Below are 13,666 nucleotides of genomic sequence, written 5' to 3'. Positions count from 1 at the left end.
ACCGTTTTGGTAGATATAACGTCACTTAGGTTGGCGTTTGTAGGACACATAGCTGTGCTTTGGTGTCAACTTAGGCTAAATTCCCCTTAAAACTATGTTTCTAGCCTCTGTCTGGAAACGCTGCTCATTGGGCTGGTACTGTAAGTCAGAAAAGCGACAGCCCCAAAATAGGCATTCCCAGTCGGAGACTGAGAACAAAGGTAAATATTTGCTTTATTACCAACTAGTTTTGGCAATAAGAGAAACTATTAGAACTTTTTTAAGGATCGGAATCTACCGATCTTTTTTATTGTAATATTGCCGATCGCTATGAGCTTAAAATCCCGTTAATGGGGCACAGTATGCCGTGCCCCATTCATCGGGGAATAACGCCCTTCATACCAGTACCTATGGGGTGTCTAATGAAAAGTGCTGAGTTGCGTTAGCGGTAGCGGGGCGTTTAGCCCGTGCTGAGTTAAAAGACCGCCCACAAGGGGCGGGGCATTTACCATAGTACCAAAGTATTTAAGTAACCAAAAATACCCAGCACTCAGCACTCAACACTCAGCACTCAGTACTGAGTTGGTAAATTAGCTGTTGCTGGTGAGTCGGTACAGGGCATTTCTACTCTGGAGTGGTGAAACAAAGTTTCCAGATAAACTCGCGCAGCACGGCGATCGCTATCTCCATTTTGGAGTAAAAACAATGATAGCGCCGCCGTTAATACTCTGTTTTCATCCCAATCGGGATGGGTTTCTAAGTAGTTTTTTAAGGATTCGTGCAGTGTTTCAGGAATTTCTGTAAAGATGCTAACCGTTGCTTTCATAAGATTTTCCTCCTATGAGGATAATCAAGAGGGACAAGTTGCTTGCGTTAAAGCGGTTTAGGGCTTCACACGCTCTTTCGCTATCCCAACAATCTGCACTTACATCTGATAGTAATATATTTTACATATTTGATGTCAACAGTTGAACGGATTACAAAAGCAAGCCGCATCATTGTGCGCTAAGAGGGGGTGGGTTTGTCAATGCTGCGAAATGTTAAAAACAATTGTATAAAAAATAAATACGAACGAAATAATCGGACTTGAAGCCAAATTTTTGTTACTTTACTTTACAAAAACTCAGTCCTTAAACTTCTTTGCTACTTGTAATCAACAATCCCCAGCAAGACAGCAAGAAGCTTATTAGCTCGTATAGCACCTGTGGAAAACTGTTAAAATCCCTGTGGAAACCCTGTGGAATTAGTGAGGAAAATTGCAGCCAATGATAAGAATTACAAAAATGTCAGCAAACTATGACATTTAAGCTCATGAAATTAGCTTCTCAATCTCAGTTATCATCGTGGTTGCCTTCGATACATCCCCAAATTTGGACTTTCGCAATTGGTAGATTTCTCTCGGAAGTTGGTAGTGGCTTTACCGTGTTTTACGCCCCCATCTTTTTTGTTAATCAACTTGGTTTATCTGCAACCAGTGTTGGGGTAGCCTTGGGTAGCGCCTCGATTTCCGGCATTGTAGGGCGGATTGCAGGTGGTTCTTTGGCTGATTCTGAATACTGGGGACGCCGCCGCACTTTGTTGCTAGCGACGGCGATTTCAGCAATTGCTTCTCTAGTTTTAGCTGCAACCGATAATTTCACTTCTTTGGTAATCGGTAGCTTGATTAGCGGTTTAGGGATAGGTTTCTATTGGCCGGCGGCTGAAGTTGTGGTTGCTGACGCCAGCCAAATTGACAATCGCCGCGAAACTTTTGCGATCGCTCGACTAGCTGATAATCTGGGGTTAGCGATCGGAATTGTGCTGGCTGGGTTTTTGATCGCGATCGTTGGGAATTATCGATGGCTATTTATCATTGATGCCATCTCTTTTATGCTATTTTTTGGGGTTGTCTATGTAGGGATTAGTGAAACTGAACAACAGCAGATAGAGGAATCTGAAAAGACAGAACTTTTTGCTGCTTGGATGGCAGTATTAAAAGATTGGCGTTTCCTAGTCTACATCGCAGTTAATATATTTTTCACAATCTATATTTCTCAAATCCACAGCACCCTACCGCTTTACTTCAAAAATTTTGTCCTTGTCGAAAGTACTGCCAAGGGATTTACTGAAACTACCATTAGCGGACTATTTGCTTGGCATCTGGTGTTCGCAATTATTTGTCAGTTACCTGTCACCAGTATTTTAAAACGCTGCTCTCACACACTCGCACTCACTGTTTCTGCGATTTTCTGGGCAATTGGTTTCGGATTGATTTGGGTAAGCGGGACAGCCCCATCTCATCATCTGCTTTGGGTAACATTGGCATTGGGAGTATTTGCTGTGGCGATTGTTTCTTATACCCCATCTGCTGCCTCTTTAGTGACTGAGTTAGCCCCGAAAAATCAACGCGGCGTTTATTTTTCCATCAACGCTTTATGCTGGGCTGTTGGCTCTTTTATTGGTCATCCCTTGGGTGGATGGGCATTAGATCGACCACAAATTATTACCAATACTTACTGGCTAGGCTTCATCTTCAGTGTAGCGATCGCTGTAGTGATTTTACAGTACCTGAATCGAATTTTGGCTGAACGATCTAATTCCCACATTTAGGAGTGCTGTTAGCGGTAATGGGGCGTTGAGCCAGCGCAATTATTGCTTTTTTTCAGCACTCTTTGGGTAGGAGAGTTATTTTTTTGCTCTATTGACGACGTTCTTGCAGCTTGCGATATACAGATTTTAAATCAACTTGATGGTGAGCTAAGGCAACCAAAGTATGATATAGCAAATCAGCCACCTCACCTGCGATCGCATCTGCTTCATCATCCTTAAAAGCCATTACCACCTCAGCGGTTTCTTCACCAATCTTTTTCAAAATTTTGTTATCGCCACCTGCGAATAGTTTACAAGTATAAGAACTTTCAGTAGGATTATCGCGGCGATCGCATATTATTTGAAATAATTGCGACAATGTATCCCCAGGTGGTGAGACAATTTCCCCTTCTATTTGATGAAAACAACTGCGCTCTCCAGTATGGCAGGCAATATCTCCTAATTGTTCTACCCCAATGAGCAGGGCATCACTATCACAGTCATAACGAATACTTTGCACTTTTTGGATATGCCCGGAAGTCGCTCCCTTGTGCCACAATTCTTGTCGAGAACGGCTCCAAAACCAAGTTTCTTCAGTTTCTAAAGTCTTTTGTAACGACTCCTGATTCATCCACGCCATCATCAGGACAGTACCATCCAGATAGTCTTGGACAATTGCAGGCACCAGACCCCGTTCATCGTAGCGAATTTTCTCAACCGGGATGGTGTAATGCAGCGATCGCGAATCGTTAGAAGACATACCAGCTAGTTTGCTCTAATGAGAATAATTTATGGATTCACGATACCATTCAAAATAGGGCAGTAGGTATGTTTTTTTTGAATTAAATATCCAAAGTCAAGTCTTCATTGGACTTGCATAACATAATGTTATTTTTTTGGTTCCGCTAATTTTATAGGATAGAAATTCTAAGCAGTGTTTGACCCTATCCTAAGATAGAGCGTTTTATTGCCCACTGTTAGGAGAGAACTTTGGTAAATACCACAATTAAAACAACAAAATCACAAGAAGTCTTCGCCGCTGCTCAAAATCTCATGCCCGGAGGAGTCAATTCTCCAGTTCGTGCCTTTAAATCTGTGGGCGGACAACCCATCGTTTTCGATCGTGTCAAAGGCGCGTATATTTGGGATGTAGATGGCAATAAATACATAGACTATGTAGGCACTTGGGGCCCAGCTATTTGCGGTCATGCTCATCCAGAAGTCATTGCAGCGTTGCATGAAGCTTTAGAAAAAGGCACCAGTTTCGGCGCTCCCTCAGTCCTAGAAAATGTTTTGGCAGAAATGGTTATTGATGCCGTTCCTAGCATCGAAATGGTCAGATTTGTCAACTCTGGAACTGAAGCCTGTATGGGAGTTTTGCGACTGATGCGGGCTTTCACCAACCGGGAGAAAATCATCAAGTTTGAAGGTTGCTACCACGGACACGCCGATGCGTTTCTAGTGAAGGCGGGTTCAGGTGTTGCTACCCTTGGTTTGCCAGACTCACCGGGAGTACCTAAATTAGCAACTAGCACCACTCTAACTGCACCTTTCAATGACTTAGAAGCAGTCAAAGCTTTATTTGAAGAAAACCGCGACGAGATTGCCGGTGTCATTCTTGAGCCAGTCGTCGGCAATGCTGGATTTATCGCACCTGATGCTGGCTTCCTAGAAGGGTTACGGGAACTCACTCACGAGTATGGAGCATTGTTGGTATTTGATGAAGTGATGACAGGTTTTCGTATTGCTTATGGTGGCGCTCAAGAAAAATTTGGCGTCACTCCCGATTTAACAACCTTGGGTAAGGTGATTGGTGGTGGTTTGCCAGTAGGAGCTTATGGTGGTCGCCGAGATATTATGTCAATGGTTGCGCCCGCCGGCCCCGTATATCAAGCTGGGACTCTTTCTGGTAATCCCTTGGCGATGACTGCTGGGATTAAGACTTTAGAATTGCTGCAAAAGCCAGGTACTTACGAGTCTCTTGAGCGGATTACTAAAAAGCTAGCAGATGGTTTGCTGCAAATTGCCAAAGAAACTGGTCATGCAGCTTGCGGCGGTCAAATCAGCGCCATGTTCGGCTTATTCTTTACCGCTGGCCCAGTTCATAACTACGAAGATGCGAAAAAGTCTGATACAGGCAAATTCGGACGCTTCCATCGCGGGATGTTAGAGCGTGGTGTTTACTTAGCACCCTCTCAATTTGAAGCTGGGTTTACATCTTTTGCTCACACAGAAGAAGACATTGAGCAGACTTTAACTGTTGCACGGGATGTAATGTCTAGTCTGTAACCCTTTAAGATAAGGGATTTCCAAATAAAAATATCCTGTTAACTCTTGTTGTGGGGTGAGCATCTTACCCCACAAAATGGATGATTTATAGGAAGTCCCTTCTTTAAGACAGAAACAAGCGTGCAGAATTTTCGGACTCACTTTAAAGCATTATTTGCAAAATTTTCAGCAGTTAATAGTGTTCAATCCTCTAACGCTGCTGGGGATCGAAGAAATTTTTTAACAGATTTGCTCTCTACCGTCATTACTCAAGAAAGGTCACATCTTCGTCATCATTTCGCAATGGCTTCGTCAATAGAATATGCAATATTTAGCCTACATTAAGATTCATAGTTAATGAGGCAGGATTAATAAATTATAAGGGGTTAAGTCCCTCGTAACTCAGAAATGTCAAGTTTTGTAGCTTTTGTCTGAATGTCCGTTGCAAAACTTAACTTAATTACAAATTATTTTACTTGCCTTTTACAGTTCTCGAAATTCCCTCATACCTTATAGATTACAAAAATTAATGCGTAAGAAGGTTCTCACCTTTATGGTGAGGGTTTTGCTTATAGATATTAGATTATCCATCGGGTAAGGTATTTTTTTAGAGTCAGGGTTGGAGCTAACTTTAAAAAATATAACAGTCATAACTGTAGCTTGTATGGCAAGGCTTACAGAGTAGAAAAAGCTGCCATAAGTATTGTGAAAAAAAGATGGTTCGACCTTGAAGGAGCTATGAAGTGGACGACAATAAGTCATTTTTTGGTCTGCAAAAAATATTAGTTACGTTGCTTGTATTAAGTGGGAGTGTGAGTGTCAGCACGATGATGCTTATTAAGTCAAGCTCCTCTAATGCTCAAAGTACAGAGAATATAAATGTAAACAATCAACCAAGCAAAGTTGGAATTCAGCAGCAGATTGAAGAACTCAAAGCGACGATGCTTAGAAGTTGGCAGCAACAAGTACAAACAAAAGGTTTTTCATATACTGTGCCACTACGTTTTCAAGGGGCAGTAGTTGATGCGGCAAAATTGACTCCCAAACAGAAAGTAATTGCGCTCACCTTTGATGATGGGCCATGGCCTGAAAGTACCGGGGAAGTACTAGATATTCTCAAAAAAAATCAGATTAAAGGGACATTTTTTCTCATTGGGCAAAATGTAAAGAATTATCCAGGCTTAGTGAAGCGGGAGATTGCTGAGGGCCACGTAATTGGTAATCACACTTGGCATCATTGGTATCAATTCTTAAATCCACAAGCAGCTGCCTATGAAATTGACCACACAGCAGATTTGATTTATCAAGTGTCAGGGATTAAAACAAATTTATTTCGACCACCAGGGGGAATCATGCACAATGGGGTGGCTAGTTACGCTAAAAATAGCAAATATGCCATCATTCGCTGGTCGTCTGACTCTGTAGACTACTCGCGTCCTGCTGTACCAAAATTAATTAATAATGTGTTTAGGAGGGCCAAGCCAGGTGGAATTGTGCTGATGCATGATGGTGGTGGTAATCGCTCTAAAACTGTGCAAGCTTTACCAGAAATTATTGCCAACTTTCGGAAACAGGGCTATAAATTTGTTACTATTCCTGAACTTTTAGAAATGCAAGATAAAGATCAAAAGCTGACAGCAAACAAAAAAACCGTCCAAAACTAACATCTGAACGGAATTTTAACGTATTAATACTTTATGGCAATCAAGTTATGTTGCCAGTTGTGCTGATACCTTACAACTACAAGTCAGGAGGTAAAATCACCTGATCGATTGCGTGGATTACGCCGTTACTACCTGTGATATCTGCCTGTGTTACTTTAGCATCATTGACAGTTACACCAGTAGCAGGATCGACTTTAACGTTGATTGCGCCACCTTCGAGGCTTTTAACTTCGCCAGATTTTAAATCAGTAGACAATACCTTACCAGCCACCACATGGTAAGTTAAAATCTTGAGCAATACTTCTTTGTTATCTGGCTTTAATAATTCTTGCAAAGCATCTGCTGGTAACTTAGCAAAAGCTGCATCTGTGGGTGCAAAAATAGTTAAGTTATCTTTGCCTTGCAAAGCTGCGGTTAATCCTGCTGCTTTCAAAGCCTTGGTCAACGTGGTAAAGGAAGCGTTTGACTCTGCCAAGGCTAACAAGTTTTTACCTTGATTGCTACTTGCCCCTGGTTTTGGTGGAGTTGTGGTCGGTGTCTGACTGGGTTGAGTTCCTGGGGTAGTAGGTAGAGTAGGTGGGGTGACAGGTGCAGCTTCAGTAGGTGTAACACTGCCACCACCACGGTTATAGGGAGGCTCGTTGAAAATACTTGGTCTGGGATTTACCGTTCCACCACTTTTCTGTGCTACTGGTTTGCGTTTGGTATTGCCCTTTTCGATTTGGGAAACGGCTTCAGTAGGTACGTATTGAGTGTTTGCTTGAAGGCGTTGACCTTGGTTATAAGGAGCTTCGTTGAAAATACTGGGATTAGGATTTAGTACCTCTTTCGCATCAGATGGTAAAGTAATGAGGACGCTGAAACTAGTAAATCCTGCTATGCCTGCCAACGTGGTCAGCAATTTGCTGTAATTTGTCTTCATAAATTTTGTTTTTTTTGTCCACACATTACATAAAGATTTATAACATTTTGCTATGCACAAAATCTAACTCAAGAGGGAAGTAAGGTTTTTCTCTAGAAGAGTTTGTGCTAGTGAGGTTAAATATTTAACCTCGATTCACGCCGTTCGGTATGAAATATATCTACCATATATTTCATATAAATTGAGCAAATTTTCTCCATCACACCAAAATTTAAAAATCCCACTCGGTGTAAAGTAAATTCTCAGAAAGTGTGAAAATCCTACCTCTACAAGTTATGAGTTACGATGAGCTTCAAGAAAGATTATAGTTAAAAGACAATTTATATACAAACTTGTACGTAAATTAATAGTTGATTCATAAATCATGAATTACATAGAGAAAAAAGCTATATTTCAGAATTAACCATTGATTATTCAGCAAAAGCACAGAAATTAATTAACGAAATCTTTTAACGTAGGCTAACGCTGACAAAAATTACAGTAACTGTTGAAGACCCACGAATGAGGGGTTGAGTTGATTTATATGCTGAATTAAATTACTCAAGGTGAATTCTAGTAATAAAATTACCATAGCCTTTGGTTTCTACTACTTCGACTTCGCTCAGTACAAGTTCGCTCAACCAACTGAGGATCGAGAGTTGAGCGCTCGCGTAGCGTCTCCAAGAGTTGTCGAAACTCGTCAACATAGGTATTTTTTCATCAGAAATTACTTAATTATTTGATATTGTAATCAATCAGAAAACAATATTTTTTTAAATTGATAATTTTGCCAAAAATCAGGCATCGGTTAAACCTTAATGTCAATTAAATAGACAGCTAACCAACTAATACCAATAAAAATTACTTAAACTAAAGATACAATTGTAAAGTTAATAAGTTGACCAGTTACAAGAGATAGAACACATGCTGGAATTATACCAATGGGAACTCTCTCAATACTCAGAGAAAGTGCGCCTAATTCTAGATTTTAAAGGACTAGATTACCGCAAAATAGAGGTTACGCCTGGGATTGGACAAGTGGAACTGTTCCGGCTGACTGGTCAAAGACAAGTGCCTGTATTAAAGGATCGTAATAAATATATTGCGGATTCTACGGAAATAGCTAAGTATTTAGACTTAGAGTATCCCGATCGCCCCATAATACCGCAAGATCCTAAACAACGGGGTTTAACTTTATTAATAGAAGAATGGGCGGATGAGTCTATAGGCATCAAAGGTCGCAAAGCACTATTTGCAGCCGTAAGTCAAGATCAAAATTTCCGTAAGTCTTTATTACCCACCTCAACACCAGATATATTTAAAAGTCTGGTTCAAGGAGTACCTAGTGACTTACTGACAGTGTTGGGTTTTGGCGTAGGTTATAGCCCAGATGTGATACAGTCAGCGATCGCATCTTTAAAACAAGACTTGGAAGCCTTGACGTTATTATTGGCAGATAGTCCCTATTTAACAGGAGATGAGCCGACTTTAGCTGACTTAGCGGTGGCTGGATTATCGATATTGCTCAAGTTCCCCTCTGGGCCCTATTTGGATTTACCAGCTTCTATTAGAGGTAAAGGATTGCCAATCTTTGCCGAGAATATAGATTATGCACCATTCTTCACCTGGCGCGATCGCCTTTACACCCAATTCCGCAAACCTTTAATTAGTACCACTCCATCAACAGGAAGTGCGCCAACCTCGATTCAGATTGATTAGATAATTGGGCATGGGGAATTGGGCATAGGGGATGGAGAAGAAAAACAAATGACCAATACTTCTCTACGAGAGGCTGCGCCAACCGACTACACGGTAGTTGAATCTCGACTCCGCTCGATTTTTGCGCAGTCGAAACTCAGTACAAGTGACCAATGACCAATGACAAACGACAAATGACAAATGACAAATCAGATGAATTCGACACAGCCATTAGGTTCGGTCATTCAAGGTTCTCTAACTGAAGGTTTAGAAGTACGATTGCATCCTGACATTTCTGTAGAAGATATGCGGGTGGGTAAATTTCTTGTTGTGCAAGGGATGCGATCGCGTTTTTTTTGTATGCTGACAGATGTAGCATTGGGAGCTGCTAATGCCCGAATTATTGCTAATCCCCCCAATTGGGAAGACACTTTTTTACGAGATGTTTTAGCCGGAAGTGGTACTTATGGTACTATCAACCTCGCGCCGATGTTGATGTTCACTCCCGAAACTGAAGAATCTTTCTCCCCAACAAATGGCAAATCGGCAAATCCTTTCCTCCCATCGGTGACGGGTTTAGCTTCATTTATGCCACAAACCAGCACGACGATAGAATTGTTGCCGGTGAAAACTATTCCCAGTCACTTTAGTCAAGTTTACGAAGCAAGTGTCGAAGATTTTCGCCGCGTATTTGGTTGGGAAGATGACCCCCAAAGGCGCAATTTTTCCATCGGCAAACCTTTGGATATGGATGTGCCAGTTTGTATCGATTTGAATCGCTTCGTAGAACGGAGTAATGGGGTTTTTGGGAAATCTGGTACTGGTAAATCTTTTCTAACTCGGCTACTTTTAGCTGGCGTTATCCGTAAAAATGCGGCAGTAAACTTGATTTTTGATATGCATTCTGAGTATGGGTGGGAAGCTGTTGCAGAAGGTAAAAATGTCAATACGGTTAAAGGATTAAAGCAACTTTTTCCTAGTAAAGTGGAAGTTTATACCCTCGACCCGGAATCGACAAAGCGTCGGGGTGTGCGTGATGCTCAAGAACTTTATTTGAGCTATGAGCAAATTGAAGTTGAAGATATTAAGTTATGTAGCCGAGATTTAGGACTCTCTGACGCAGCCTTAGATAACGCCAATATTCTGTATAGCGAATTTGGCAAGTCTTGGATTGTGCAGTTGCTAAATATGACTAACGAAGAAATCGAGATGTTCTGCGACGAGAAGCGCGGACACAAAGGCTCGATTATGGCGTTACAGCGGAAACTCTTGCGGATGGATAGCTTGAAGTATATGCGAGCAGTTTGCCCCCAGAATTATATTAGTAAAATTGTGCAATGCTTGGAATCTGGGAAGAATGTTGTGATAGAATTTGGTTCCCAGTCTAATATGCTCTCTTATATGTTGGTGACGAATATGATCACCCGGCGTATTCACGAGCATTACGTCAAGAAAGCAGATAAATTCCTGCAAAGCAAAAATCCTAGCGATCGCCCAACCCCATTAATGATTACCATTGAAGAGGCGCACCGCTTCCTTGACCCAGCTATTGTCCAAAGTACTATCTTTGGGACTATTGCCCGCGAACTGCGGAAATATTTTGTCACACTTTTGGTAGTCGATCAACGTCCATCAGGCATAGATAATGAAGTTATGTCCCAAATTGGGACTCGCATTACCGCTTTGCTGAATGATGAAAAAGATATTGAGGCGATTTTTACAGGTGTATCTGGTGGTAGCGGACTGCGATCGGTATTGGCAAAGCTAGACTCGAAACAACAGGCTTTAATATTGGGTCACGCCGTTCCTATGCCCGTAGTAGTCCGTACTCGTCCTTATGACGCAACTTTTTACGCAGAAATTGGTGAGCCAGCCTGGGAAGAAAAACCTGACGCAGAAGTATTCGCCGCTGCCGAACTAGCCAAAGCTGACCTTGGATTTTAGATTGTCATTTGTCAGTTGTCCTTTGTCCTTTGCAAATGACCAATACAACTCTTGGAGACGCGCCGCCAACGACTACGCGGTAGTTGAATCTAGACTTCGCTCGATTTTTGCGCAGTCGAAACTCAGTACAAATGACAAATGACCAATGACCAATGACTAATGACCAATTCGTGACATCCCTCCATTGTCACTGCAAATTAAGTTCGGTTATCCGGCTAGTTTTTGGCAACAGAAGAGGGGTTTTTGGCGTCACTATAGATATAGTCAGTGATTTCAAGGAAATTTAAATTTTTTTTCTATAACGGCTGCTTTTGAATTATAATAATAGGTTTTATCTTAAGATAGTTTACTATTTGCCTGATTTATCGTATTATAAGTTAAGTAGAACTCATACCGACTTCAGATTTATCGCTCGGTGTTAGTAACTATCCAAGAGAATAATTCTCAAAAATAACCAGCGTGCTTATAAAAGATTGAAAATTTAGGGAAGGTAGAAGAACCTATCATTGGGGGCTTACCGTTTTAACAACGGCTGTATTAATTTATTTATTTTGGTAGCTCTTGATATTTCATGATAGATGTACTACTTTTACCCATTCATTTTAGTAATAAAACATACATTATCTTTACGAAGTAGAGGACATCGCACCAATGCCTACTGTCAATACCCAAACCGAAAACCTCAACACCAAATTCACGGCTGATATGGTGCGAACCTATCTGCGAGAAATTGGTCGTGTACCACTGCTAACCCGCGAACAAGAAATTGTCTTTGGAAAGCAAGTGCAACAAATGATGACGCTGATCGATGCCAAGGAAGCTTTGGCAAAGGAGTTACAACGCGAACCAGATATCTCAGAGTGGGCCGATCGCGTTAAACAATCGGAAACCGATGTGCAACAAACAGTGGCACAAGGTAAGCGGGCAAAGCAAAAAATGATCGAAGCGAATTTGCGCTTGGTTGTCGCTATTGCTAAAAAGTATCAAAAGCGAAATATGGAGTTTCTGGATTTAATCCAGGAAGGAACACTAGGATTAGAGCGGGGTGTGGAGAAATTTGACCCAATGAGGGGTTATAAGTTCTCGACTTACGCTTACTGGTGGATTCGCCAAGCAATTACTCGTGCGATCGCTCAACAAGGTCGTACTATTCGCTTACCGATTCACATTACCGAGAAACTGAACAAAATCAAAAAAGTGCAGCGCGAGTTGGCTCAAAGCTTGGGGCGATCGCCCACTCCAGCCGAAATTGCCAAAGCACTGGAACTAGAACCTGCTCAAATTCGCGAGTATCTGAATATGGCTCGTCAACCAGTGTCTTTGGATGTGCGAGTTGGTGAGAACCAGGATACTGAGTTGCAAGAAATGCTCGAAGATGATGGCCCATCACCAGAGTATTACACCAACCAGGAATTCTTACGCCAAGACTTGAACAACCTGCTAGCAGAACTAACCCCGCAACAACGAGAAGTTGTTGCCCTGCGCTTTGGTTTAGAAGATGGTAATGAAATGTCATTGGCGAAAGTTGGTGAAAGATTGAATCTCAGCCGCGAACGCGTTCGTCAGTTAGAGCATCAAGCTTTGGCTCATCTGCGTCGCCGTCGTGCCAATGTCAAAGAATACGTTGCTAGCTAAAACAAGAGACGCGGAATTTCGCGTCTCGACACCACCTTGGTGATGCGCCTCCTGAATTCAGGGGGCGATTTTTTTATGCTGAAAACTAGAAAAATATGTGTTTGCTTCCCCGTAGGCAAATTTTTTATTGCTCATTTTTTATCAGTTTAAAGGTCAAAAGGCTTTGAATTTGAAACCCCCATTCCTTACTAGTGAATGGGGGCTAGGGAGGTTAGGTTTTTGAGGTTCAGATGTGAGCAATAATGCTTTTCAAACAACCTCTTAGGAGACGGGGTTAGAAACTGAGAGTTATCAAACTTTTTCCGCAATTGAAATGCTCCTCTCACAAGTGGATTTTTAACTTCCTTGGTTGTAGATACAAAAGTGTAAATTCAGATAAATAAAGCTGAGGAGCGAGCTAAAATTGCGTTGCTCTAAACTCATCAAAGATTTGTAACTGTAGTAGGACTAGACAAAGCTAAAATAATAGCTGGTTAACTGTATACCAGTTTTATCTTGAACTACTGCTAACAAGTCACCATCATTCTGATATATGAGTGTATCAAGATCGCTAGTTCCCTCATAATTTGCAGTACCAAGATAAAAAGAACTTGCACTTCCTTTCAGTTGGATATAGTCATTCGCAGGATTGTAGTCTTGTATCGTAGCGTAGCCACCTCCCTGATAAAAGTTCCCATCATAGGATGTACCTAAAACAAACCTATCGTAGCCACTGCCACCATTTAAGACATCATATTCATAACTATCGTAGGCAGTTGAGTTAGAACCGTATAAAGTATCGCTACCATCTCCGCCATATAAGGTGTCACTACCAGAGTCTCCGTACAAAACGTCGTTACCTGTCCAACCATTTAGGTTGTCATTGCCACTATATCCATAGAGGTAATCGTCGTTAGTATTGCCATAGATGGTATCATCTCCCTCATAAGCATAAGCGAAAATACTGTCTGAGCCAGTATAATTTTGATAATCATTTCCACTTGTGCCGTAATAGTAATAAGCCATGTCT

The 13,666-nt window shown here is 41.5% G+C and carries 10 protein-coding genes and 1 pseudogene; 6 read left to right on the top strand and 5 right to left on the bottom strand.

What is annotated here, in order from left to right:
- Positions 1 to 613: 613 nt before the first annotated feature.
- Positions 614 to 805, bottom strand: a pseudogene (locus AC1F2U_RS28600) (DUF2811 domain-containing protein); the annotation flags it as partial.
- 470 nt (positions 806 to 1,275) lie between these two features.
- Here AC1F2U_RS28600 and AC1F2U_RS28595 point away from each other — a divergent pair.
- Positions 1,276 to 2,568: an MFS transporter gene (locus AC1F2U_RS28595; RefSeq protein ID WP_480264210.1), complete on the top strand. Its 1,293-nt coding sequence runs from the start codon at positions 1,276 to 1,278 to the stop codon at positions 2,566 to 2,568.
- Positions 2,569 to 2,656: 88 nt separating this feature from the next.
- Here the strand turns inward: AC1F2U_RS28595 and hisIE are convergent, their stop codons facing one another.
- Complete coding sequence (gene hisIE, locus AC1F2U_RS28590; RefSeq protein ID WP_480264209.1) at positions 2,657 to 3,307, bottom strand: bifunctional phosphoribosyl-AMP cyclohydrolase/phosphoribosyl-ATP diphosphatase HisIE; 651 nt, start codon at positions 3,305 to 3,307, stop codon at positions 2,657 to 2,659.
- A 230-nt stretch (positions 3,308 to 3,537) separates the two neighbouring features.
- On the opposite strand from hisIE, the gene hemL reads away from it, so the two are divergent.
- Positions 3,538 to 4,836, top strand: coding sequence for a glutamate-1-semialdehyde 2,1-aminomutase (gene hemL, locus AC1F2U_RS28585; protein WP_480264208.1), 1,299 nt, complete (start codon positions 3,538 to 3,540; stop codon positions 4,834 to 4,836).
- Positions 4,837 to 5,558: 722 nt separating this feature from the next.
- Positions 5,559 to 6,479, top strand: a complete 921-nt coding sequence (locus AC1F2U_RS28580) for a polysaccharide deacetylase family protein (RefSeq protein WP_480264207.1) — start codon at positions 5,559 to 5,561, stop codon at positions 6,477 to 6,479.
- A gap of 76 nt (positions 6,480 to 6,555) precedes the next feature.
- Here AC1F2U_RS28580 and AC1F2U_RS28575 read toward each other — a convergent pair whose 3' ends face one another.
- Positions 6,556 to 7,401, bottom strand: a complete 846-nt coding sequence (locus tag AC1F2U_RS28575) for a fasciclin domain-containing protein (RefSeq protein ID WP_480264206.1) — start codon at positions 7,399 to 7,401, stop codon at positions 6,556 to 6,558.
- Between the two features lie 536 nt (positions 7,402 to 7,937).
- Positions 7,938 to 8,087, bottom strand: coding sequence for a hypothetical protein (locus AC1F2U_RS28570; protein ID WP_480264205.1), 150 nt, complete (start codon positions 8,085 to 8,087; stop codon positions 7,938 to 7,940).
- Between the two features lie 217 nt (positions 8,088 to 8,304).
- On the opposite strand from AC1F2U_RS28570, the gene AC1F2U_RS28565 reads away from it, so the two are divergent.
- The 3 genes from AC1F2U_RS28565 to AC1F2U_RS28555 all read left to right on the top strand — a co-directional run bounded on the left by AC1F2U_RS28565 (position 8,305) and on the right by AC1F2U_RS28555 (position 12,657).
- A complete protein-coding gene (locus tag AC1F2U_RS28565; protein ID WP_480264204.1) occupies positions 8,305 to 9,099 on the top strand; it encodes a glutathione S-transferase family protein in 795 nt (264 codons plus the stop codon).
- A gap of 192 nt (positions 9,100 to 9,291) precedes the next feature.
- On the top strand, positions 9,292 to 11,022 hold the full coding sequence (locus AC1F2U_RS28560; protein WP_480264227.1) for a helicase HerA domain-containing protein: 1,731 nt from the start codon (positions 9,292 to 9,294) through the stop codon (positions 11,020 to 11,022).
- Positions 11,023 to 11,673: 651 nt separating this feature from the next.
- Entirely contained in the window at positions 11,674 to 12,657 is a 984-nt protein-coding gene (locus AC1F2U_RS28555; RefSeq protein WP_480264203.1) for an RNA polymerase sigma factor, RpoD/SigA family, read from the top strand.
- Positions 12,658 to 13,104: 447 nt separating this feature from the next.
- On the opposite strand, the gene AC1F2U_RS28550 is transcribed toward AC1F2U_RS28555, so the two are convergent.
- On the bottom strand, positions 13,105 to 13,662 hold the full coding sequence (locus AC1F2U_RS28550) for a calcium-binding protein (RefSeq protein ID WP_480264202.1): 558 nt from the start codon (positions 13,660 to 13,662) through the stop codon (positions 13,105 to 13,107).
- Positions 13,663 to 13,666: the final 4 nt, after the last annotated feature.

The sequence above is a fragment of the Nostoc sp. LEGE 12454 genome (assembly GCF_056620565.1).
This window is presented reverse-complemented; position numbering and strand designations above follow the sequence as displayed.